Here is a 24190-nt window from a genome sequence, read left to right as displayed (position 1 = left end):
ATGCCATCAGATAAACAGAACTCATAACACAAACGCCCCGGCTCACCAGAAGATTAACCTTCACGCCTGGCAGCAGCCAGTTGGTTTCGCTTACGCAGCACCAGAGCAAACTGCAAAATATTCAGTACAACAACCACACCAGTAACAACAAACACCCAGCGGAAACCGATTATTGCCGAAACGCTGGCTCCCATCAATGGCCCAACGACATTGCCCATATACATAAATGACTGGTTATACCCAAATATACGCCCGGTTACCTGCTCAGTGGAATATTTCACCAGCAATGTTTGCACTGCAGGGAGCATTGCACCATCAGCAAAGCCTAATAAAAACCGCAGCACAGCCAGTTGCACCGGCGTAGCAACAAAGCTCATGGAGAAAAACAACACCACGGCAAAGACCAGCGCACCCATTAAAATTTTATCGGTGCCAATCCGGTCACCCAGGCGGCCAAGGCGTGGTGCGGCGAGTAAAGCCGGAATACCCGGGATAGCGGCAATCAGCCCACTCATAAACGCAATATTATTACTGCCAGGGTCAAGATACTTAATAAACAGGGCAAGAATCGGCCCAATAGAACCATTACACAGCTGAATTACCAGTGTAGTCACACACAAACTAACTATCAAAAAAGGGTAAGGCAGTGCTTTGAATACGGCTTTACCACTTAACTGCCCAGCCTTATTTTGTACTGGCCTGGCCCGCTCTTTAATTAAAAACAGAGTCACTAAGAAGCTGACCATCAACAAGGCAGAGGTGAGTAAAAACACCGGCCGTAGCCCGAAGTTATCCGCCAGAATCCCACCCATTAATGGGCCAACTATCACACCGCTTATCTGGGCGGTAGATAAAGTACTAATCGCCCAGCCACTGCGTTCCCGCGGAGCCTGAGAAGCAACCAGCGCCAGAGCATTAGGAATATAGCCTGAAGTCAGCCCCATCACACCGCGCAGAATAAACAGTTGCCAGACATTGGTGGCAAAGGCTTGTAGTAAAATAGTGACAGCCATGCCCAGTGATGCGCGCAGTAGCATCAGCTTCCGCCCTTTACGGTCGGCAAGGCTGCCCCACCAGGGGGCAACAACGGCGGAAACCAGAAAAGTAATGCTGAACGTAAACCCGGACCACATCGACAGTGCTTCGTGGGAATGCACACCCAACTGGGAAATATACAACGGCAAAAAAGGTAAAATCTGGCTAATCGCCAGCCCGGTAAAAAAGCAGCCAAACCAGACTGAAATAAGGTTAACTTTCCAGGATTCCATACAGAAAACACTGTGAGATAAAGAGTATCAAGTCATGCCAGCATAACAGCGAACTTTTCATCTGCCCTCACATAACATGCCGTTATTATTATTTTGGTGGTTTATCGGGTAGCAGGCGTGATTTGTAGTACAAATGTAGCAACCCATATGCAGGTATGCTACCCATACAGCATCTCATTCGGTACAAATCGCCGTTTTTTTCGATGAAAAAATGGACAAAACAACAGCACTTTGTTCCCCTTTTCACTTCCTGTTCATGAAGCACATGAATCCACCTCGCCAGCATGATATGGTGTCGTTTTTGATAAGCCTCAGGAATGTGCGACATGGCAAAGTTACGTGTGGGGATCGTGTTTGGTGGCAAATCTTCCGAGCATGAAGTGTCCCTTCAGTCGGCAAAAAATATCGTCGACGCCATTGATAAAACAAAATTCGACGTTGTCCTTCTGGGTATTGATAAGCAAGGACAGTGGCATATTAACGATGCATCCAGCTACCTCCTGAATGCAAACAACCCGGCGTTAATCGCCCTGAACCGTTCAGATAAAAATGTGGCACTGGTACCGGGAATTGAGCAAAACCAGCTGATAGACTCTGACAGCGCACATTCTCTGGGCCAGATTGACGTGATTTTCCCAATAGTTCACGGCACGTTAGGCGAAGATGGCTCATTGCAGGGCATGTTGCGCATGGCAAATCTGCCTTTTGTCGGTTCCAGTGTACTGGGTTCCGCCATGTGCATGGACAAAGACGTTACCAAACGCCTCCTGCGTGATGCCGGGTTAAAAATTGCGCCGTTTGTCACACTGACCCGCACCAATCGTCATCGCTATGATTTCCAGACACTGGAACGGCAATTTGGTTTACCGATGTTTGTTAAACCGGCTAACCAGGGGTCCTCTGTCGGCGTCAGCAAAGTGACCAGCGAAGCCGAATTCATCATAGCCACAGAACTTGCTTTTGAATTCGACCACAAAGTTGTCGTTGAACAAGGCATTAAAGGGCGAGAAATTGAGTGTGCTGTACTGGGGAATGGTGACCCACAGGCCAGCGTATGCGGTGAAATTGTCGTGAAAAGTGCATTTTACTCTTACGACACAAAATACATTGATGACAAGGGTGCTGAAGTTGTTGTCCCGGCAGCGCTTCCTGAAGAAGTCAGCGATAATATCCGCACTATTGCTGTAAAAGCTTACCAGGCTCTGGATTGCCTCGGTATGGCGCGAGTGGATGTTTTTCTGACACCAGATAACCAGGTCATCATTAATGAAATAAACACGTTGCCTGGTTTTACCAATATCAGCATGTACCCCAAATTGTGGCAGGCCAGCGGGTTAAGCTACCAGGCGTTGATCACCCGCCTGATAGAACTGGCTCTGGAACGCCACCAACAAGACAATGCACTGAAAAGCAGCGTTGCGCATTAATTGCTTTCATCATGTTCTTCTGCCGCTGCCTGCGGGTGGCGGCGAATAATTTTCCCCGCAAGCCAGAAACTGATAACCCAGGTAACCAGCCCCACAGCATAACTTTTCCACCCTTCAGTGGGAAAACCGGCCACTCCTATCACACCATTGAGAATAAAAATCAGCCCAATAGCGAACACATAATAGTGCCAGTCACGGCGAAGTTTCGTACTCAGAGTCATACACAACAGGCTCCATTACCCAATAAACATTCATTATCCAATATTTTGCACAACCAGTCTGTGTAGTGTGTCGCGCTGTAGAGACGCTCTGCCAAAAGCACAGAAAGATGACAAGTATTACAGTCTGTAAAAACCAGGATTATTCTGCAACTCAATTATCACTATTCTGATGTCCGGCATGACACCTTGCTGCAACACTCTCGGTACTTTCTCAGTATTAGCCATGCGCGTAACAATTACGGCAAGAAGGTGCACTATGACAGACCTGCCAATTCGTAACCTGCCCCGGGCTCGCCCTAAAACAACGCTGCCCGGGAATATTGCTTATGCAGTTTTCGTATTATTTTGTTTCTGGGTAGGTTCACACTTACTCAATATGTTGTCTCACTCGCAAGGTATTTTTGAACACTTGCTACAAACAAACAACCAGGCAGACGGGCCGGTTATTGAAATGAGTATGCTGGTCAGCACTATTTTTGGGTTAGTGCCTGTGCTGGCTGTCGGTTTTATTCTGGCGGTACTGGCGCTGGTGTTTAAACTACGCCATCTGTAATTTTTCTTGCCGGGAGTGATGTGCTCCCGGCAATCAGCAACAGACTGTCAGGCCACTTCCACTTCCTCCGGCCCCGGAATATTATCCAGCTCCCGCTCAAAACTGCGCAGACGCTTATAAATTGACATCAATTCTACCAGGGTTGTCCAGGAACTGATTAAATACTGGAATGCGCCACGAACTTGTCCGAACACATTGGTAATCTGCGTCATCAGCCCCAGCGTAATAGTGCCCGCGGCAATCGAAGGAAATAGCAGGAAAATACCAAAGACCGTATCTACCTGCAGGTAAAGAATACGCACAATATTAAAGTACATATAGTGGAAATAGAGGCGGAAATAGTTTTTACGCACCCCTGCATACAGATCTTTAACCGTGGGTGGTGTTGCGCGCATGTTGTCGTCTTCGCCATACACCAGTTCTTTTCGGTAAGCCGCTTCGACGCGCTGGTTTTTGAACGCAAGCCCCGGTAATTTTATCCCAACCAGAGCCAAAAGACCGGTACCAAACAAGGACCAGACAATTGCCGCGATCACCAGGCCATAAGGAATTTCCCCCACAATAGGGAACTCCTTTACATGGGGAGATAGCGCCACCAGCACAGGCAGGAAAGCAATCAGAGTCATAATGGCGTTAATCAGGCTGACGCCCATATCTTCCAGTGTCGAGGCAAAGCGCATGGTATCTTCCTGCACACGCTGTGCAGCCCCTTCAATATGGCGCAGGCGCTGCCAGTGTTCCATATAGTGTTCGTTCATGGCACTACGCCAGCGGAACACATAGTGGCTGATAAAGAAGTTATTCAGCACTCCCACTACCACTGCTATCAGCGCGATCCCCAGAAAAACCCCCACCTCATGATAAAACTGATGGATAGGCACGGAATTAGGTTTTGCCAGTGCACGCTGGATCAAGTCATAAAATGGCTGGTACCAGGCGTTAATAGCCACACTGACTTCCACCAGAAACCAGGTAACAAAGACAATTAAAGCAGAACCAAGAATGGACCAGTATTGCCAGCGATGCGGGCTGATTTTAAACCACACCACAGCAAAGGCGCCCACGCAAAACAAGTAGTAAGCATAAAACACCAGATAGCTCCCGGACCAGAAACGCGCGGCACTAATCGGTACGTTATTTGTGGCCCCGGCCAAATGCTCCAGCCAACGCTCCCCACCAGCCTGCCAGAAAATAACTGCTATCATCACCCAGATAAAAGCCGACAGAAAAAAGGCTGCCGGTCTGGGAAAAAAAGACTTGAACATGAAAAAACTCCTGAAAATAACGTCTCGTTATCGGGCTATTGCTTACTGCGACGCTGGCCGGATTTCCGTCTCCATTAACCATAACGCTTTCTACTACCCGGGCGTTGCAAAACTTGTTTCAAAGCATGAAACCGATTGACAAAATCACGCCCCGGCCCATTGTTCCAGGATGCTGGCGACGGGCTGAACCAGCACCGGGTTACCCGGCACAGTAAAATTACGCCAGACATCATTGTGATGGGCAATCAGCACCTGTGCATTTGCCGCAGGGCGGTTTGCCGTGGTATGCGCATCTTCTGCCACTGTTACACGGTACCCAAGGCCGGCAGCGCGCTTTATTGTCGCATCGACACAATAATCAGTGGCGCATCCGCACACGACAAACCCGGTAATGCCAGCGGCTTCCAGCTCCTGGGCCAGAGAAGTACGCCAGAAGGCATCACAGGCTGTTTTCGTTACCCGTAATGCCGATGTGGGTTGATGAAGTTCCGGAAGTACTTCAAAGGCTTCTGTACCTGGCTGCATGTCTGCTTCCGCATGTTGAATGAAAATCACCTGTTCAGCGGCATCAATCAGTTGATTAATACGCTGGCAACAGATGTCTCGCGCCACACGCTGCGTTGCAAACACCCCCAACTGCATGTCGACCACCATGACTACTCGCTGCTGTACCATTGCCATTTTCCCCAGAAAAACAAAGATACTACCACAGCACAAATCGCCAAACACAGCGCCATACAAAGTGAGCGAATAACCTGAAAACCAGGCGGTTGACAATGATTTGCATTTAACACTTTGCACATGTGCCAGAAGTAGTATAAATACCCATATTATTGAGTGGTTTTACACGCAGGGTTCACCTTGAAACGTTGTCTGTTTGCCGTTACGGCATTATTGATGTCATTACAACCGCTGGTAGTGAAAGCCAGCTCATCACCCGACCCACTGCTCACAGCAGATATTGTTGACCGTTACGCCAACCTGATTTACTACGGTACCTCCGCCACTGGCATGGCTATGGTGGTAATTGACGGAAATCAGCGGGTTTTTCGTAGCTTCGGTGAGACAAGGCCTGGCAGTAATGTCCGGCCTCAACTGGATTCGGTTATTCGCATTGCTTCGCTGACCAAACTGATGACCAGTGAAATGCTGGTTAAACTGGCGGAACAAGGGGTGGTGAAACTCAATGACCCGCTAAAAAAATACGCCCCTGCCGGTGATGCTGTACCTAGTCACAATGGCGTTCCTATTACGCTGGAAAACCTGGCGACCCATACCAGTGGTTTGCCGCGCGAACAGCCCGGGGGAGCCGCGCACCGCCCGGTATTTGTCTGGCCGACTTATTCCCAACGCTGGAACTGGTTGTCGCATGCCAGCCTGAAAGTCACACCAGGTAGCGTGGCTGCTTATTCAAACCTGGGGTTTGACCTGCTGGCTGACGCGCTGTCCCGCGCGGCCGGGCAATCCTGGGTTTCACTGTTCGACGCTTACATTACTCGCCCACTCGGCATGAAAGACACCACTTACACGCCTTCACCAGACCAGTGCAGAAGGTTAATGGTGGCCGAAAAAAGTGCCAGTCCGTGCAATAACACCCTGGCGGCCATTGGTAGTGGAGGCGTGTATTCAACACCGGCGGATATGATGCGCTGGATGCAGCAATTTTTATCCTCTGATATCTACCACCGCTCTGCACAGGCAGACAGAATGCAAACGCTGATTTATCAACGCGCGCAGTTAACCCGCCTGGTTGGGATGGATGTTCCTGGTAAAGCAGATGCGCTGGGTTTAGGCTGGGTTTATATGGCGCCCAAAGATGGCCGGCCGGGAATTATTCAAAAAACCGGGGGTGCAGGTGGTTTTATTACTTATATTGCGATGAACCCACAAGAGAACATTGGTGTATTTGTGGTAGTAACCCGTTCTGCATCAACCCGCTTTACCAATATGAGTGATGGCGTAAACGATTTGGTTGCCGCGCTGAGCAATAACAAACCGCTGGTTATCCCGTCATCCTGACGCTATCGGCGCCCACATACAGTTGTTGTGGGCGCGAATCGTAAAATAACCATTTGCCATTCAGGTATACTGGCATCACTGATAACAACGATGAAGAGCAGAAAGCACTATGTCTGAATTTAATCTGGCTAACCGCCCGCGTCGGTTACGCAAATCACCTGCCGTTCGGGCCATGTTCGAAGAAACCACACTGACCCGCAATGATCTGATTCTGCCAATATTTGTTGAAGAAGGCCTGGATGATTACACTCCGATTGAAGCCATGCCTGGTGTAGTGCGCATCCCGGAAAAACGCCTTGCTTATGAAATTGAGCGTATTGCCAAAGCCGGTATTCGTGGTGTGATGACCTTTGGTATTTCTCACCATACAGATGCCACAGGTAGCGATACCTGGAATGAAAATGGCCTGGTCGCCAGGATGTCACGTATCTGCAAATCCACAGTACCGGAAATGGTAGTGATGTCTGATACCTGCTTTTGTGAATACACCAGCCACGGCCACTGCGGTGTGCTGTGCGACCACGGGGTGGATAACGATGCAACCCTGGTAAACCTCGGCAAACAAGCAGTGGTTGCTGCTGCTGCGGGAGCTGATTTTATCGCCCCGTCAGCTGCAATGGACGGCCAGGTAAAAGCCATTCGCCAGGCACTGGACGCTGCCGGTTTCAGTGAAACCGCTATCATGGCCTATTCTACTAAGTTTGCTTCGTCATTTTACGGCCCGTTCCGTGAAGCAGCGGGTACAGCCCTGAAAGGGGACCGTAAAACCTACCAAATGAACCCGTTAAACCGCCGTGAAGCCATTCGTGAATCTCTGCTGGATGAAGCAGAAGGCGCAGATGCGCTGATGGTAAAACCCGCGGGCCCGTATCTGGATATTGTGCGTGATATTCGCGAACGTACCACGCTACCACTGGCCGCCTACCAGGTGAGCGGCGAATACGCGATGATTAAGCTGGCCGCACTTGCCGGAGCAATTAACGAAGAAAACGTGGTACTGGAAAGCCTGGGAGCAATCAAGCGTGCTGGTGCTGATGTCATTCTCAGCTATTTCGCGCTGGATCTGGCAGAGAAGAAAATTCTGTAACCGGATCAGATACTGACTGGCTATATTTCCCTATAAAACACCAGATGAATACCATCTGGTGTTTTACATTGAGGACTGATATCCCCCATCACTTACGATGGGGAGAATCTTAAACAATATAAGAATGGTTTTATTACCGGGGATAACTAACGTTCAAATAACCCATTGATTATGGGAGTGAACGATATCTAATGGTCTAATACCAGATTTATCAGACAGATTAATTAGCATTGAAGCAATGCCATATGATGTGCATTGATCATGGTGAAAATTTGTTTTCAAATGCTTCAATATTGTTTGTAGATTATCATGTGATTCCATAAGAAAAACCCCTCGATTAGGGTTAAAATAATACACTTTTTTACCATCACATATTAAAGCAGTTGCATGAAGAGACTCATATGCATGCCCTTTATCATGTGTTATTAACAGAATTGCTTCGCCAGCATTCCCTTCAGGCCTTTTAATCAGATTATCCAGTTTATCTGAAATACCCATCCCTCTGATCAAATTATATCTTATTACGGCTTTATTAAATTTATTGGTTTTACCATTCAGAAGATGATAAGAGTCCAGTGTTTTGCAAGCTGTCTCCAGGCCAACACCATTATGTATAGTTGACTGAACCATATTTGCGTAAATATAAAAATCCTCAAGCGCACTTAAGCTAAAACCTTGATTACGATTCGCTGCAGTGCTAATCATGCCATCTAAACTATCAGTTATCCACTTAAGACTCATACCATAACAACGACCATTACTATTATGCCCTGAGAGTTCAGAACTATTAAGCAGACCTTTATAACGCTTTGCTATATCAATTTCTTGTATCATAAAAAATCCCGGTTATTTATATAAAATATTCTGCATTCCCTTGTGAAGATCAGTAAAATTAAAACGAGAAAGCATACAAACCTTATCCTTTATCTACAGAACCCAATAAAAATAAGAATCAACTAAAAGAGTGCCCACCAATATTTAGCACTTTCACAATACGCTCTTGTTCTTTAATGATAAAAAAAACCCGATGCTCATGGCTCAATCTAATGCTAAAAAGTTGAATATCTTTTTTTTGCTTCACTTGTTTATAACGAAACTGGCTCCCAATCATATCAGCTGCATTTCTCGGATGTTGCCCGGCAAGGATTAGTCTTCGCCACATATAATAATTTCGCATTGTCGCAGGCTCTACCGGAATGTGCCTTCTGAATTTATACTTTTCTCTGGGCGCACTCTCGTCAAAAGTCCAGCCAGTGTCTCCCGGGGCTTTACTCCGCCCTGCTTTAGCTCTGAATGATGAATAGCCTGAACCGGATTTTCTTGAATAACCCGAACTGGATGGTGTTGAATATCCTGAACCGGATTGCACTGAATACCTTGCGCCTGATGCCCCTGCTCCAGATGGCCTTGAACACCCTAAATTAGATTGCACTGGACGCTGTGAATTAAAAGGATTTAAATATTCTGGATTAGCATGCGAAAAATAAACAGGATTACATTCATCAGCAGAAAAATACTCATCCTCACTGGCAGTGAAATATTCCGAATCTGAAATAGCCTCTTCAAGATCAAATTCATTTAATTCAACAATAACCATTCACACCTCATTATCCTTATGGCGATAAGCTTACCAACCACCACCTGATAATGTAATAAACCCGTTTAAGATGGCAGTATATTAGCTATATAAACTTCATGTAAATAAAGACATAAACAAGTGGTAGCGCAACGTGTCTGCAGTCACCTCATTCATTTTAACAATGCTCAATTATCCCCTTCTGGTCTACCTAAAGTCAAATTACACCCATTATCTTTATAGTACTTTACAGTCACATTCATTCTTCACTGCGTGAAAAACCCTTTCTCCCACATGATAAATGAGCCACTTTACATATTACCTTTTTTATTCCCTGGTACATCCGGGACAAAAACATCTGTTTATTTTACCGTTCATTGTGACTTCGTTAAGGCCTGAGGGTTCTATTATGACGTTGGACCTGGTGCATAAACCCCAATTCCATCGTTTTATTAAGATTTAAGACAGGAACCTGTCGGCGTTATTGAGTTGCCGAGTAGTACCAACAAAAAAAACAGGAAACCTGGCTTCCTGCTTTTTTTAGAACAGTAACAGACCCAGAGCCAGAACTATTGCGCCGTTCAGGTAGCAGCTTCTGGTTCCTGAGTCAGCATGACCAGGTCTTTATCCCAGGCTTTGAAAATCCGGGTATTGGCAAGGCTACTGCAGCGATCGCATAACGGCAGAATATACACCCCATCCACTTTACCGACCTTAATCACCCTTCCTGCTTCAGTTACTTCGCGGTCGCAACCAAAGGCTTCACACTGTGTTGCGCGTTTCCCGCGTTGAGCTTCCCAAAACGCCAGCCAACTTCTGAAGCCTTCTGGTAGCGTTAACTGTGTGGCACCCGACTCAATTTTCAATGAAACCGTCGTCATAAATGTATCCTTACATTTGTGTCACCGGGCAATATTACCCGTGCAAATTGTGCGGGTAACAGAGGGTAATTCAAGCGCTACTCAGTAAAACTTTGCGTGGTTACGCATCCTTACACAGTGAACTGTTAATATTTGCAGTAAGGATCACGCAACAGCACCTGAATTCACTCACTCAATACCCACCGGGAGCGGCCCAGGTAGCTACGCAGCATGTCCACTGCCAAAAAAGCGACCAGGCTCACGCCCATCACTGGCAGGCAATACCCAAGTGCGAGTGCGCACACCACCACGGCAATACGTAACCCACCAGGTAACGCAGACCAGGCGGCACTCAACGGCTGTTCACTTCGGGCCGGGCGGCGTAACCACCACTGGCGGTAACCCAGTGCAATTAACACGCACAACCCCAGGCCAAACACTGCCAACAGGATTTGGTTAGCAAGACCAAAGAGTATGCCCATATGAGCATCAATACCCCAACGGGTGAGTTTCGCCACCAGAGGGAAATTGGCAAAATGCACAGCATCAACAATCCGGAAATTCACCGGATTAACTGAAACCGCATCAACCTGTGTGGGCCACGCGCGGTTAATTTCTGTCACGGTCCAGGCCGTGCCCATTTTTTTCGGCGGGCGAATTTCAATTTTATTGGCTGATATGCCCGCCTGCCTTGCTGCAGCCAGTACTTTATCCCAGTCCTGGACAGGTACTGCCATCACCATGCCTCCTTGCATGTGATGCATGGCATGCGGGTCTATCGGTGTGGGTGTACCATCTGCCGTCAAAGATGTACTGACTTGCGGTGTCATCCAGCCCAGTTCATTACGTAGAGTATCAATGTTGCCCCCGGCCCAGCGCGACCAGGTCAGCCCGGTGGCAGAGAAAAACACCATCCCCACCAGCAAGGTTAACCCCAGCACAATATGCCAGTGGCGGGTGCGCGCTTTGGCACCACGCACTGGCCCATTGCGCCGTTTTTTTACCCGGGTTTGCCACCACAGCAACATGCCACCCACGGCCGCCACCCACATCCAGGAAGCAGCCAGCTCGCTGTAATTACGGCCAAAAACGCCCAGTTGCAAGCTACGGTGAAATTCATCAAGCCAGGTGCGTAACGGTAAAATCCCACTGGTTCCGTATACCGGCATATCACCGGTTACCGTCAGGGTATACGGGTTAATAAACACGGCACGGGAACGTGAAGCCCCCAGCTTCGGGTCAGCAAACTGTACCCGGGTAGTATCTTGCGGGCCGGGTGCCGGGCGCACAGCATAGAAGGGCTCAGCAGGCCCCACATAACGCCTGGCGGCTTCCACCTGGCGGGATAACGGCTGAGCGTCACCTTGCGGGGTGACAAATAACGCGCCGGCATACCAGGCATTTTCCAGTTGCGGAGTCAGGACATAGGCCGTGCCAGTCAGTGCGGCAAGGAAAATAAACGGTCCGACAAACAGACCAATATAAAAGTGCAACCGGCGCAGCATCTGTACAACAGCGCCCCGGCCACCAGCCGGTAATATTTCAGAAGTCATGGCTTACCTGTAATCAATTATCCAGAAATGACACAACTGTGCAGTTATCAAGAAAGCCGCACAGCAAAATAAGTGTTAGTGGATAGCCAAAACAGGCGGAGCCCGGGCGAGGAATGGACGAAACCACCCTTGGAGAGCCGGCACACAAACCTGCACAACAGCAGGTGTGCGCCGCAACGTAATCAGGCACCACAATAATAACGTGGCAACCCAGAAGATAAGCGGCATATGCAGTAATAACTGGCAATAGCCACAAGCCGCATCATCCATCCAGTTCGCCTGCGGGGTGGTTGTGTCGTTGTGCACAACATCGTGATAAGCAGTGTTTTTCCTGGAGGATGCGTGGTGCATCCCGTGATGTTCTCCGGCGTGTTTATGAGCCATTGCTGGCTCATGCTGTACCATCGCCATGCCGGGCATTAGCATGTTGCCTGTTTCAGGCATCATCAACCCTTGCCGCACCAGCGCTTTTGACACAACAGGCGCAACAAACAGCATAAAAATAGCGAGCAGAGCCAGGAAAATACCCACCCGGCCTGCTCTGGCGTGGAAACGATGCAACACAACATGGCCTGCCAGAACAAAATGTTGCGCAATTGTACATGAACAGAAATTGTTTTGTTGCAAAAAAATGGCAACCAACCGCACGCCATAAGAACGTCACCCCGTTGACATGCACCTGTCATGTTACCGCTTTAAGGTCAGCCTCAAAATAGAGGAGGAATGACCGTGTTTAGTATCGACAACGTACTGGATGAGTTATATCCCCACCACAAGCCCGGCGAGCGCGCCGTGCGTATGCTCAAACGCTTACTTCACGAACAGGATTTCCAGCAGTTTGCGCACGATTATCGTCACCTCAAGGGGCTGGATATGGTGGAGCAGGTGCTTGAGCACTTGCAAATACAGTGTGATATCCCGGCAAGGGATCTGGAACAAATTCCCGGACATGGGCCATTAGTTGTAGTAGCCAATCACCCCACCGGCACCGCCGATGGTCTGTTACTGTTGTATGCCATTTCACGCGTTCGCCGCGATATCAAAGTAGTGGCAAACCGCATTCTTAGCCAGCTCGAACCGCTTTCTTCGTTGTTTATCGCTGTGGATAACATGAACAACCAGGTGCGCAAATCGGCAGTTACCGAAATGGATAATCACCTTGCCGCGGGGGGCGTATTAATCTTTTTCCCTGCCGGGGAAGTGGCTCGCTGGCGGCCAGAAGGAATCAGTGACCGGCCATGGTCTGCCGGGTTTATCAAGCTCGCCAGGCGTTATCAGGCACCGATTCTGCCAGTACGAATTCAGGCACGTAACAGCGCACTGTTTTATCTTACTTCCCTGATTTCACCAGGGTTATCGCTACTGTTACTGATTCGCGAAATGTTCCGCCTGCGCGGTAGCAGGTTACCCGTCAGAGTTGGTGAACGCATTCCCTGGGATGGCTGGCAAGCGACCCAACCAGCCCGTGAACTGGCAGTACGCTTTCGCGAGCATGTCCATGAGCTTGGGAAACGCGACACAGGGTATTTCCGTACGGAAAAAGGCATTGCCCCGGCGGAAGACAGGCAAACCCTGCGCCAGGCACTCAGCCAGGCTGAATGTCTGGGAAACGCTCCCGATGGCAAACGTATTTACCTCTGGCGGCGCAATGGCGCAGAGGAAACGCCCATTTTGCGTGAGCTGGGAAGGTTACGGGAAATCGCCTTTCGGGCTGTGGGCGAAGGTACCGGGAAACGCCGTGACGTTGACGCCTGGGATGACGATTACTGGCACCTGGTGTTATGGGATGACGACGCGCTGGAAATTGTTGGAGCCTATCGTTTTATGCCCGGCAAAGATGCGCTGAAACAACGGGGTTACACCGGTTTATACAGCCACAGCCTGTTCGACTACCAGCAGGAAATGGAACCCATACTGGCACAAGGGATTGAGCTGGGTCGTAGCTTTATTCAGCCACGTTACTGGGGGAGACGCGGCCTGGATTACCTGTGGTATGGCATTGGCGCCTGGCTGGCACGTAACCCGGACTACCGTTATTTATTTGGGCCAGTGTCTATTTCGGGTGGCATGCCGCTGGCTGCCCGCCACTTGTTGGTGGCTTTTTACCGCTTATGGTTTGCCCCTGTCTGCCCTCTGGGCGTGTCGCGCCGCCCCTGGCCTTCTTCACTCCCGGAAGTGCTGGGGGAGTTTACGGGCACAGATTACCAGCAAGACCTGGCGCACCTCAAACAACGCCTGAATAACCTGGGGTGCGGTATCCCGCCACTGTACAAGCAGTATTCGGAACTGTGTGAACCCGGTGGCGTGCAGTTTATTGATTTCGGCAGCGACCCGGACTTCAACGATTGCATTGATGGCCTGGTTCTGGTTGACCTTACTTATCTGAAGAGCAGTAAGTACCAGCGTTATATCGGCACTCATTTGCCACAGGATGCCTGATAGCTGCCATCCCGTCAGCCTGGCGGGATGGCTCAATATTGCAAAAATAACTGATTATAATTATCATTTACCCCCTTATTCTTCGTTTCAGGCTACCCGCCGTATGCGTACCCTGCTTGTTGCTTTATGCCTGCTATTCAGCACACTGGTTTGTGCCAAAACAGTCACTGATATTACTGGCCGCCAGGTCACTATTCCGGATAACCCGCAACGCATTGTGTTGGGTGAAAGCCGCATGTTGTATACCCTGGGCTTACTGGAGCCGGGTTACCCAGCAGATAAGATTGTCGGCTGGCCGGGTGATATGGCGAAGTACGACCCGCAAACCTGGTCAGTGTGGTTAAAAGCCTTCCCACAACTGGCCTCGGTAACCCAACTGGGCGACAGTTTTCTGGATCAAAGTAACATTGAGCAGGTTATCCGCCTGAAACCAGACCTGGTTATCCTGCCGCAACTGGCAAAGGGCAGCCATTCAGAAAGCCAGTTCATTGAATTACTGGCGCAGGCCCACATACCGGTGATTAAAATCGATCTGCGAGTCGATCTTCTGCACAACACCGTACCCAGCATTCGCCTGCTGGGCGAGGTATTAAACCAGCCACAGCGGGCGCAGAGTTTTATTGATTTTTACCAACAACATATGGATCAGGTGAAAAAACGGCTGGCTGCAATTCACGGCCCTGAGCCCACGGTGTTTTTACATCTCCACCTCGGCAGACGAGACACCTGCTGCACGACTGTCGCCCATGGTAATTTGGGGCAATTACTGGATTTTGCTGGCGGGGACAATATTGCCAGGCCACTGCTTAAAGGGGTTTTTGGTAATCTGTCATCAGAACAATTGCTCGCCAGCCAGCCTGAGGTCTACATTGGCACGGGAATGAGCAACAGCGGGCGCACGTTGCAACTCGGCCCTCTGGTCAGCCAGCAACAGGCACAAAACAGCATTAAACGCGCGATTGCGGCCCAACAGCCCCTGAGCTACCTCAATGCGGTACGTCAGGGGAACGCATGGGGATTGTGGCATAATTTCTATCTCAGCCCTTACCATGTTGCGGCAGTCGAATTCTTTGCAAAAACATTCTACCCACAACAATTTGCCGACATTAACCCGGAACAAACACTGAAAACACTTTATCAGCGCTTCCTGCCAATCCCTTACAGCGGCACATTCTGGGTCAGGCTGCCAGTCGCCAAATAATGTCTGGCGGTCAAAGTATCTGACGGAAACCCGGATAACCCAATCACCCGCGCGGTGGGCTCTGCTATCGCGCATTGCCAGACTCCCCCAAGCAACCTGGCCTGGGGCCGCATTTGCACTGCTATTTGTTCCATTGCTTCTTCGTAGCTGGTAAGCAATCCACGGGCAAAAGGTGATAACAGCACCACCAGTAAACTATTTTGTTCAGCCAGCGGCAAACGTGCGGTAATATTTTTCGCCAGAGTTTCCGGTTGATAATTACGCACAGTGCAGTGCTGGAGTGTCCGGCCAGCTTTAAGAATTTGCGAAACATCTTCGCATTCCGTCATGACCAGGCCCGGTTGTAATAATGGCACCAGTAATGTCATCAACCTGGCCTGCAACCCGCGCATCAACGCCCCCTGCACCGGCCAGACAATGACGCCTTTGGGTAAATTAGCTGGTGCGCCCGCCCCCGCAGGTAACAACAACACCACCAGGCCAGTACACTGTGCCAAAGTTTCCAGTGGAAGCGCCACTCCCGGGAACACCAGTGTCAGAAAAGCCTGCTGCGAATTTTCTGGCGTCAGGCTGGATATACGCTGCCAGCAAGGCTGCCCACCAAATACAGGCAACTGGCTAATCAAGTGGGTATCGCTATCATTCACCATTACATTAATCAATAAAGGCCGCACAAGAGACTGCATGCCAATAAAAAGTTCAGCAAACGATTGTCTGTCCATTTAAGCATTCCTGTAATCGTTTTTTCCGAATAATACCTGTTGATTTAACTTAAAGCGATGATATATCTCTTTTCCAGCACAGGTACTTGTCGATAAATACCACGGAAGAAATCAGCTCAGGCCTTCCTTGTTTAGCCATGGTTTTTGTTACAGCCAGTATGCTGTTAAGCTGAAATAATCACAGGGAGAGAACAGGTATGTCCATTCAGGAAATAACCCGTTGGGTGAGCGAACTGATTAACCAGCACCACTATTGGGCGGCTCCCATTGTCTTCTTGCTGGCGTTTGGCGAATCACTGGCGTTCCTTTCCCTGCTACTCCCTGCCACGGTTATTTTGCTGGCACTGGGCGCCTTGCTGGCAGACAGCGTGGTGCCATTCTGGTGGCTGTGGGCGGCAGCCAGCGCAGGAGCATGGCTGGGTGACAGCGTCTCATACTGGCTGGGGTATCACTTCAAAGACAACGTCACCAACTGGTGGCCACTTTCACGTAAGCCCTGGTTACTGGCACGCGGCCACGCTTTCTTCGAACGCTGGGGCACACTGAGTATTTTCTTAGGCCGCTTTTTCGGCCCATTACGCGCTATTGTACCGCTGGTGGGCGGCATTTGTGCCATGCCACGTCTGCCATTCCAGTTGGCAAACCTGGCATCAGCCTGCCTGTGGGCATTTGCCATGCTGACCCCGGGGGCGTTTGCCATGCCCTGGTTAATGGCCTGGCTCAATTAACGGGGTTTGTGGTGCACCACTTTACCTGTTCTGGCCCATCCACCCGGATGGGCCTCAGCTTGATGAAAAAGAAGGGAAAAGCGTGGTTTTCCCTTCTTTTTAGTTAGCGGGCGAAAATCAATGAATTGATTTTCCGTTTTTTTTATTGGCTGACACCCTCTCGTTCTGTGCGGACATGAGGTTTGCCATCAGGCTCTGGCCCATCCACCCGGATGGGCCTTTTTATCTGCCAGCATTAATGGCTGTGTGCTCCGGCCGCAATGCTTGCGATATCCGCCGGTGTGGTACGGCAACAGCCGCCAATTAACCGGGCACCGCTTGCCAGCCAGTCTGGTAAATAGTGAGCCAGTTGGTGGCAGGCTTCACCACTGTGGTGCCAGGTTTTGGTCACGGCATCGTATTGTTCGCCTGAATTGGGGTACACCACCAGTGGCAACGCAGTCAGTTGGTGAAGTATGGTTAACGCAGCCGTGGTTTTCTCCAGCGCAATGCAGTTCACGCCCAGCGCAATCACCTGCGGGTAATCTTTCAGAAAACTCACCACTGTGGCTAACGGCGTGCCATCGCTCAGGTGCTCACTGTCACGCAGCGTAAATGAGAACCAGGCTGGCAGCGCAGGAAACTCGTGTACCAGTAAACCAACTAACGCCTGGGTTTCAGCAAAAGAAGGCTGTGTTTCACAAGCCAGCAGATCCACACCACCCTCAACCAAAGCCGCAATACGCGGGCGGTGAAAATCCTGAAACTCCACAGCTGTTCGCTGGTAATCACCACGGTACTCAGAGCCGTCTGCCAGAAAAGCGCCATAGGGGCCAACAGAACCGGCCACCAGTAACGCCGGGGAACCTGAATGTTCTGCCAGGTAATCCTCACGCGCCTGGCAGGCAAGGCGTGCACTTTGGGTAATTAATTCCAGTGATTGCTCATGGCTGATGCCGCGTGCAGCAAACCCGGCAGGCGTGGCCTGGTAACTGGCCGTGATGGCAACCTGTGCCCCGGCACGGAAATAATCCAGGTGAACCTGGTAAATCAGTTGTGGGTTTTCCAGCAGTACTTTCGCTGACCAGAGGCTGTCTGCCAGATTGCATCCCCGGCTTTCCAGTTCCGTTGCCATTGCGCCGTCCAGCACTAAAAAAGGGCTGTGTTGTAACGCGTGTTGTACGGGATCAATCAGTGACATGTTCCACCTCCGGTTGGTTACGTTTTGCCAGATACTGAGTGAGGTAATAAACGCCGTAGCACAGGGCAACAAACGGCAGCCCGCACCATAATGCAATGCGCTGCTCCGGGTCAAACGCCAGGCCAACACAAGCTAACAGGCACAGAACAAACCCTAACACTGGTGTCACCGGGAACCAGGGAGCGCGGTAATGTAATTCACTTAATGCCCGCCCGGCGGCAATATGCTGGCGGCGGAACACATAATGCGCAGCACAAATACTCAACCACACCGCCACCACGGCAAACCCGGAAATCGCCGAAAGCGCCACGTACACGGTGTCGGGGGCAACCACGCTGGAAAACAGCGCCAGCACACCGCCCAGCATGCTTACAGATAATGCAGTGAGTGGCACACCACGGCGGGTAAGGCGGGAGAAACAGGCCGGTAGCGTGCGTTCACGGGACAACGACCACAGCATGCGGCCGGAAGCATACAACCCGGAGTTAGCGGCAGAGAGAATCGCCGTGAGGATGACGAAGTTAAAGATATCCGCAGCACCAGGGATCCCCACTTTCTCAAACACCAGCACAAACGGGCTTTTCACCACACCCGCCTGTTCCGCGGGAATTAATGCCGCCAGCACAAAAACAGTGCCAATAAAAAAGATTATCAACCGGGCAATAGTGGTGCGAATGGCAACCGGGATCACTTTTTGTGGGTTTTCCGTTTCACCGGCAGCAATGCCGATTAACTCTGTTCCGGAAAACGCGAAGTTCACCGCAACCATCGTCATCAAAATGGGCAGTCCACCATGAGGAAACCAGCCATTATTGGTAATATTGTGTAGTAACGGAGCCGGAGAACCATCTTTCATTGGCAGAAAACCGAAGATGGCTGCGGCACCCAGCACAATAAACGCCACAATAGTGATAACTTTAATAATTGAGAACCAGAACTCCCCTTCGGCAAAAAAACGGGTAGACACCACATTCAGGCCGAAGATCAGCACACAAAAAACCAGGCACCACACCCAGACTGGCACCTGCGGAAACCAGTACTGCATACAAAAACCGGCCGCGGTAAAACTCGACCCTAATGCAACAGTCCAGGTAAGCCAGTACAGCCAGGCGACAGTATACCCCGTTGCCGGGCCAAGGTAGCGGGCTGAATACACATGGAATGCCCCCGTTTCCGGCATGGCGACAGAAAGCTCACCCAGGCATTGCATCACCAGCCAGACAACCAGTGCGCCTATCAAATACGCCAGTAACGTGCCCAGTGCGCCAGTGGTAGAAATAATATAGCCCGTGTTAAAAAACAGCCCGGTACCAATCACGCCCCCTAAAGAGAGCATAATCAGGTGGCGGGTTTTCATGGTGCGCTTAAGCCGCCCTTCTTCCTGCCCCTGGGCTGCGTGCGATGTGGTGGTGGAGTCCTGCATATTACCTTCTGAACGTATAGACGTCTAAACTTCCGAATGATGTCTGTTATACCGTTATGGCGGGTAAAATGCAAAAAACAATTTACAAAACAATACAGAAGCAGGGGATCTACTCAATCGCTCCGCAAGTATACCCGAGTGCACTGGCATGCATACCAGTGCACTCAACGGGTGACCCAGGCCTTCGCGCGCGTTACTGCACTTTTTTCAGTAAAGCGGCAGCCACAGCTTCTGAACTTGCAGGGTTCTGCCCGGTTATCAGGTTGCCATCTTCCACAACATAGGGCATCCAGTCCGGGCCTTTAGAATAATGAGCACCCGCTGCAATAAACTCATCTTCAATCAGGAAAGGAACCACATGAGTTAATTCAACAGCGTCTTCTTCACTATTAGTAAAACCGGTGACATTACGCCCTTTAATCAGCAACTCACCCTGGTTATTTTTCACATGGCGCAATACACCTGGCGCGTGGCACACAAACGCAATGGGCTTCCCGGCACGGTTGAACGACTCAATCAGTTCAATGGATGTGCTGGATTCAGCCAGATCCCATAATGGCCCGTGGCCGCCTGGGTAAAATACGGTGTCAAAATCCGCTTGCGATACAGTCTCCAGTTTGACTGTATTCGCCAGCGCATCCTGGGTAACTTTATCTGTTTTGAAACGTTCCGTTAGCGCGGTCTGGAAGTCAGGCAAATCACTTTTTGGATCCAGCGGCGGCTGTCCTCCTGCTGGTGAAGCCAGTACCACTTCAGCGCCTGCATCCTTAAAGACATAATAAGGGGCCGCAAACTCTTCCAGCCAAAACCCGGTTTTCTTACCCGTGTTGCCTAATGCGGAATGTGAAGTCAGAACCATTAAAATTTTCATGTTTACTCCTGAATATGGGCAGTACAGATGGTTTAATTTTTTAGAAATGCTTCGGCGGCAGTGATTTTCTCCTGGTAAGGTGCGCGAAGGCGAAGATTAGCGTGCCCGGCACTCTCCTGAACAACGACCAGTCTGGCATGGCTGAAACGCCTTCATGTTGCGAAGAATGGCCGACAAATCATCGAACTGTTGTTGAGGCGTCATGTTAGTTACCTGTTCCGTTGTCTTGATGATTAATGGCAGTCAGCTTAAAGATTCTGGCATTCAGGTGGTAACAACGCTATTTTCACGGGGGCATAAATAAATTTATGGGTGAAGCGTGTCTTTAATACGATTGCGTACATTTATGGAAGTTTACCGCCAGCACTCCATTTCTGCAGCGGCCCGCGCTCTGAACCTGACACAACCTGCCGTGTCGCAACATATCAGTGGGCTGGAAGTCGCAATAGGCAGGCCACTGTTTGAACGGCAATCTCAGGGGGTTGTCCCGACAGCAACCGCTGACGACTTAGCGGCAGATATCGGCGATAAACTCGATGCGGCAGAATCGGCACTGGCCTCTGCCAGAGCGCGCTCGATGGATGTCTCCGGCACATTACAAATTATTGGCCACTCCGACTTTATGGCTGAAAAGCTGGCAGACGTTCTTCTGCCATTACTCCAGAGTGGAATCCGGATACATCTGCACACCGGAGATGGCCCTGAGGTTACCCAGATGGTGCTGGAAGGGCACTGTGACCTGGGGATCACCGCACACCCGGTTACCGATACACGCTTAAAAAGCGAAGTCATTTTCACAGACAACATTATTGCTGTCGCTTCACCAGAGATTGCCGCCCGTCTGAATCAAAGCAACAACTTCGCTCACGACTTACTCAAGGAGCCGCTTCTGGCTTACAACCTTGAGCTGTCGCTGATTAAAGAGTGGCTGGATAAAAATAAGATCCCCAGTTCAGCCCTGCTCCCTGCTGTAGTGGGAAAAGATTTACGCGGGCAACGCAGCCTGCTGTGTAAAGGTTTCGGCTGGACAGCGATGCCTGGTTTTTTATGCCGCACCGAGATTACACAAGGAAAACTCAGCCAGTTACTGGCACCAGTCAGTAACACAGAAATTCGCTATAGCCTGATCTGGCTACCCAGTGCATTACGCAAACCACGCCTGGCTCACGCCCGGCAAACGCTGCTACAAATATTAAACGGCCACGAGTGAAATCGCTCGGCGTGGCGGACTGGTAGACAGTACCACCAGCAAATGCAGGCTTACGCAATTTGTGCCAGAAAGCCTGGCAAGAATGGTATTATCACGCCAATGCACTAAACCAGCCCACAGGCACAAACTTAACCTCCGGGGACAACCAATGAACCAGGCCATTCCGCTCAAGTTTTATGACATCGTCGATGAGTATTCGACAGAAACTGAACAGGCTGTCAGCGAGGCTGAACGTGACGCGCTGGCACACTACTTCCAGTTGCTGATTACCCGTTTAATGAATAACGAAGAAATTAGTGAGCAGGCGCAGGCAGACATGGCAACCGAAGCCGGTATTAATGCACAACGTATTGATGAAATTGCTAATTTCCTCAACCAGTGGGGTAATGAATAACGCCCGCAAGCGCATTAAAGGCAGAGTATTCCTTCTCATCCGGTGCATCAACACGCCTGAATATTTCCCTGTCAGGCTCGCCTTTACATAAGATAGCGGTCAGACTTAAACCAAAGACGTAGTCTGCCCGCGCATTGTGCTTTACACTGCGCGCTGCGAAATGAGTGAACAACGAGTAAGTAAGCGGTAATGACCATGAAAGGAACAATCACAACCTGGTTCCAGGACAAAGGCTTTGGTTTTATCAAAGATGAAAACGGCGATAATCGCTATTTCCATGTCATCAAGGTATCCAACCCTGAGCTGATTAAGAAAGATGCGGCGGTCACTTTTGAACCTGGCACCAATAACAAAGGGTTATCAGCCTTTGCGGTGAAAGTGCAACCGGAAAGTAAATACTTGTATATCGCCGGTGAGCGCGTAAAACTCACGTCGATTAAGTCTTACCTGGTTTACAGTGAAGAAGAGCCTGTCGACACCCGAATTGATAAAGAAAACGCAGTGTTGTCTGTTGGTATACTGATGAACAGCATCAGGCCGAAATCGGCACAAAAAAGCGGCGAGATGCGCTCAGTAAAAAAACTGGCGATCACCACTTTTCAGGGAACTACGCTCATCTTCACTGAAGATGAAATTGACATTGATGCAACAGTGAAAATGCTCAAAGTCTGACGTATTAAGAGCCGGGGCAGAAACACCTGCCCATGGCTCACACACCACCGTGAATACGCCCCATTTTCCCAATGCGCTGGGCACCTACTTCATCAGCACCTGAAATTGTGGGTTAAACTCGTCAAAAATAGGCAGAGCCGCCGCCCCAAGTGCTGCGGTGTCCATGCCCGACATGCCCATTTTCACCCGCATGCCATCCAGGTAACGCCCACGTACCGACTGGTAAAACGGTGGCAGGCGTGCCAGCACTTTCTCCAGCAAAGGCGCTGGCATCATACCGCCCACAACCACGGTCTGCGCATCAAAAATACACTCCAGTATATTGATCGCCTGGCGCAGAGGTGGCAGCGCCGTCTCCACCCAGCGGTCAAACAGTGAGTCATCTACAGCCAGCAAGTCATCGGGCAGCGCCTGGTAGGGGTCAAGGCCACAAAACTCATACGCCGCCTGCAAAGAGACATAGCGCTCAAGGCAGCCATGGTTCCCGCAATAACAGGCCTTACCACCCGGCTGAACCACGATGTGCCCCACTTCCCCCGCATTATGTGCATGACCGGAATAAATATGGCCATCGGTAAAAATACCGGCTCCCAGGCCAGTGCCAATATACAGGTAAATAAACGAACTCAGTTGCCGGGCCACACCATGAAAACGCTCACCAATTGCCGCAACCGTGGCGTCATTTTCCAGTGTGACGGGCAGACCAATAAGCGCAGAGAGCGTAGCGGCAACATCGACATGCTGCCAGCCATTAAGCGTTGTCGGCCCGGCAGAGGAAATGCCTTCCACACCAAACGGCCCGGGCATTACCACCCCGACACCCAGCACTTTTTGCCAGTCCAGCCCCGGCAAGGCTTTAATCTCATTAATCACCGCCATAATGCGCACAAATGTGGCATCGGGTTGAGGCTTTTGCACCATAATGAGTCGCCGGAAATGAATTTCACCGGATAAATCCACCAGCACAATAATTAAAGTCTGGTGATCCAGATGAATCCCTACCGACCAGGCGCTGGCCGGATTCAGGCTTACCGGAACCGCCGGTTGACCACGCCCGGTCACTTTGCGTGGCGCATGGCTGAGTAAAATTTCTGCCTGCTGTAGTTCCGCCACAATATTTGAAACGGTTTGCGGCGTCAGCGCGGTAAGCCGCGCCAGCTCTGCCCGTGTCAGTTCACCATGTAGCCGAATAGTTTCAATAACCACTCGCCGGTTATGCGCGCGCGCGTGTTCGAGGTTGGTTCCTGAGGTCTTCATCTGTTCCTTTCCTGGCGGCCCTGCGGGCAGTATCTTCTGCCCCCTGGCGGATAGCAACGGTTAAGCAAACTTTATGCCCTGCTCAGCGACTGGCATAAAGCTTGCTTCGACTATACTCAGTGAAGGCGTCAGCCTGACCTTTTTGTCATCCTGATTAAATCAATCAAATTGATTTAATAAATCATAAACGGTTTTACGCCCTGTCACCCGGTTGCTCACAGCAAAAAAAAGCCACCAGGGAAACAGGGCTGGGGGAGAACACCA

Annotated in this window: 23 protein-coding genes and 1 pseudogene; 10 read left to right on the top strand and 14 right to left on the bottom strand. The window is 50.2% G+C overall.

The features are described from left to right. Positions 1–53 precede the first annotated feature (53 nt). Entirely contained in the window at positions 54–1268 is a 1215-nt protein-coding gene (locus A9B99_RS16025; RefSeq protein WP_064599192.1) for a multidrug efflux MFS transporter, read from the bottom strand. 326 nt (positions 1269–1594) lie between these two features. Between A9B99_RS16025 and ddlA the strand changes: the two genes are divergently transcribed. Continuing rightward, positions 1595–2695, top strand: coding sequence for a D-alanine--D-alanine ligase (ddlA, locus tag A9B99_RS16020; RefSeq protein WP_064599189.1), 1101 nt, complete (start codon positions 1595–1597; stop codon positions 2693–2695). Here ddlA and A9B99_RS16015 read toward each other — a convergent pair. Beyond that, positions 2692–2916: a DUF2754 family protein gene (locus A9B99_RS16015; RefSeq protein ID WP_064599187.1), complete on the bottom strand. Its 225-nt coding sequence runs from the start codon at positions 2914–2916 to the stop codon at positions 2692–2694. The genes ddlA and A9B99_RS16015 overlap by 4 nt on opposite strands. Positions 2917–3172: 256 nt before the next feature. Between A9B99_RS16015 and A9B99_RS16010 the strand changes: the two genes are divergently transcribed. Beyond that, positions 3173–3469 (top strand): DUF2755 family protein, encoded by a 297-nt coding sequence (locus A9B99_RS16010; protein ID WP_064599186.1) that lies wholly within the window; start codon positions 3173–3175, stop codon positions 3467–3469. 47 nt (positions 3470–3516) lie between these two features. Here the strand turns inward: A9B99_RS16010 and sbmA are convergent, their stop codons facing one another. Further along, positions 3517–4734, bottom strand: a complete 1218-nt coding sequence (gene sbmA / locus A9B99_RS16005; protein ID WP_064599184.1) for a peptide antibiotic transporter SbmA — start codon at positions 4732–4734, stop codon at positions 3517–3519. Positions 4735–4878: 144 nt separating this feature from the next. Then, positions 4879–5409 (bottom strand): isochorismatase family protein, encoded by a 531-nt coding sequence (locus A9B99_RS16000; RefSeq protein ID WP_064599747.1) that lies wholly within the window; start codon positions 5407–5409, stop codon positions 4879–4881. Between the two features lie 219 nt (positions 5410–5628). Here A9B99_RS16000 and ampH point away from each other — a divergent pair, with 219 nt between their 5' ends. Further along, entirely contained in the window at positions 5629–6753 is a 1125-nt protein-coding gene (gene ampH / locus A9B99_RS15995) for a D-alanyl-D-alanine-carboxypeptidase/endopeptidase AmpH (protein ID WP_269448080.1), read from the top strand. A 109-nt stretch (positions 6754–6862) separates the two neighbouring features. Then, positions 6863–7840: a porphobilinogen synthase gene (hemB, locus tag A9B99_RS15990; RefSeq protein ID WP_064599182.1), complete on the top strand. Its 978-nt coding sequence runs from the start codon at positions 6863–6865 to the stop codon at positions 7838–7840. 153 nt (positions 7841–7993) lie between these two features. On the opposite strand, the gene A9B99_RS15985 is transcribed toward hemB, so the two are convergent. The 5 genes and pseudogenes from A9B99_RS15985 to A9B99_RS15965 form a co-directional block, all read right to left on the bottom strand. Next, entirely contained in the window at positions 7994–8674 is a 681-nt protein-coding gene (locus tag A9B99_RS15985; protein ID WP_064599179.1) for a hypothetical protein, read from the bottom strand. 118 nt (positions 8675–8792) lie between these two features. After that, positions 8793–9437 carry a hypothetical protein gene (locus tag A9B99_RS23640; protein ID WP_064599177.1) on the bottom strand — a complete coding sequence of 215 codons (645 nt, stop codon included), beginning with the start codon at positions 9435–9437 and terminating at the stop codon, positions 8793–8795. 560 nt (positions 9438–9997) lie between these two features. Then, complete coding sequence (locus tag A9B99_RS15975; protein ID WP_064599175.1) at positions 9998–10297, bottom strand: hypothetical protein; 300 nt, start codon at positions 10295–10297, stop codon at positions 9998–10000. Between the two features lie 203 nt (positions 10298–10500). After that, positions 10501–11829: pseudogene (locus A9B99_RS15970) on the bottom strand (PepSY-associated TM helix domain-containing protein); the annotation flags it as partial. 75 nt (positions 11830–11904) lie between these two features. Beyond that, positions 11905–12393, bottom strand: a complete 489-nt coding sequence (locus A9B99_RS15965; RefSeq protein ID WP_156519077.1) for a DUF2946 domain-containing protein — start codon at positions 12391–12393, stop codon at positions 11905–11907. Positions 12394–12558: 165 nt separating this feature from the next. Between A9B99_RS15965 and olsF the strand changes: the two genes are divergently transcribed. Both olsF and A9B99_RS15955 read left to right on the top strand, forming a co-directional pair. After that, positions 12559–14268: a bifunctional ornithine lipid synthase OlsF gene (gene olsF, locus A9B99_RS15960; protein ID WP_064599742.1), complete on the top strand. Its 1710-nt coding sequence runs from the start codon at positions 12559–12561 to the stop codon at positions 14266–14268. Between the two features lie 103 nt (positions 14269–14371). Then, positions 14372–15469, top strand: coding sequence for an ABC transporter substrate-binding protein (locus A9B99_RS15955; RefSeq protein WP_064599740.1), 1098 nt, complete (start codon positions 14372–14374; stop codon positions 15467–15469). Here the strand turns inward: A9B99_RS15955 and A9B99_RS15950 are convergent. Continuing rightward, positions 15427–16191 carry a hypothetical protein gene (locus A9B99_RS15950; RefSeq protein WP_064599169.1) on the bottom strand — a complete coding sequence of 255 codons (765 nt, stop codon included), beginning with the start codon at positions 16189–16191 and terminating at the stop codon, positions 15427–15429. The two genes, A9B99_RS15955 and A9B99_RS15950, sit on opposite strands and share 43 nt — an antisense overlap. 197 nt (positions 16192–16388) lie before the next feature. Between A9B99_RS15950 and A9B99_RS15945 the strand changes: the two genes are divergently transcribed. Then, entirely contained in the window at positions 16389–16919 is a 531-nt protein-coding gene (locus A9B99_RS15945) for a DedA family protein (RefSeq protein ID WP_064599167.1), read from the top strand. Between the two features lie 235 nt (positions 16920–17154). Here the strand turns inward: A9B99_RS15945 and mmuM are convergent, their stop codons facing one another. The 3 genes from mmuM to A9B99_RS15930 all read right to left on the bottom strand — a co-directional run bounded on the left by mmuM (position 17155) and on the right by A9B99_RS15930 (position 20393). Continuing rightward, positions 17155–18099: a homocysteine S-methyltransferase gene (gene mmuM / locus A9B99_RS15940; RefSeq protein ID WP_064599165.1), complete on the bottom strand. Its 945-nt coding sequence runs from the start codon at positions 18097–18099 to the stop codon at positions 17155–17157. Continuing rightward, positions 18086–19522, bottom strand: a complete 1437-nt coding sequence (gene mmuP, locus A9B99_RS15935; protein ID WP_064599163.1) for an S-methylmethionine permease — start codon at positions 19520–19522, stop codon at positions 18086–18088. The genes mmuM and mmuP overlap by 14 nt, the downstream gene beginning before the upstream one ends. A gap of 193 nt (positions 19523–19715) precedes the next feature. Continuing rightward, complete coding sequence (locus A9B99_RS15930) at positions 19716–20393, bottom strand: type 1 glutamine amidotransferase domain-containing protein (protein WP_064599161.1); 678 nt, start codon at positions 20391–20393, stop codon at positions 19716–19718. Positions 20394–20712: 319 nt separating this feature from the next. Between A9B99_RS15930 and A9B99_RS15925 the strand changes: the two genes are divergently transcribed. The 3 genes from A9B99_RS15925 to A9B99_RS15915 all read left to right on the top strand — a co-directional run bounded on the left by A9B99_RS15925 (position 20713) and on the right by A9B99_RS15915 (position 22669). Next, a complete protein-coding gene (locus A9B99_RS15925) occupies positions 20713–21603 on the top strand; it encodes a LysR family transcriptional regulator (RefSeq protein ID WP_064599159.1) in 891 nt (296 codons plus the stop codon). 148 nt (positions 21604–21751) lie between these two features. Further along, positions 21752–21997, top strand: a complete 246-nt coding sequence (locus A9B99_RS15920) for a DUF2543 family protein (RefSeq protein WP_064599157.1) — start codon at positions 21752–21754, stop codon at positions 21995–21997. Between the two features lie 189 nt (positions 21998–22186). Then, positions 22187–22669, top strand: a complete 483-nt coding sequence (locus A9B99_RS15915; protein WP_064599154.1) for a cold-shock protein — start codon at positions 22187–22189, stop codon at positions 22667–22669. 84 nt (positions 22670–22753) lie between these two features. On the opposite strand, the gene A9B99_RS15910 is transcribed toward A9B99_RS15915, so the two are convergent. After that, the gene (locus tag A9B99_RS15910; RefSeq protein WP_064599151.1) at positions 22754–23926 is read right to left on the bottom strand and encodes an ROK family transcriptional regulator; all 1173 of its coding nucleotides are present in this window, start codon (positions 23924–23926) and stop codon (positions 22754–22756) included. Positions 23927–24190: the final 264 nt, after the last annotated feature.

Origin of the sequence: Mangrovibacter phragmitis (assembly GCF_001655675.1) — a bacterium.
Taxonomy (GTDB): domain Bacteria; phylum Pseudomonadota; class Gammaproteobacteria; order Enterobacterales; family Enterobacteriaceae; genus Mangrovibacter; species Mangrovibacter phragmitis.
Note: the sequence above shows the minus strand (reverse complement) of the source record. Positions and strands in the feature narration are given on the sequence as shown.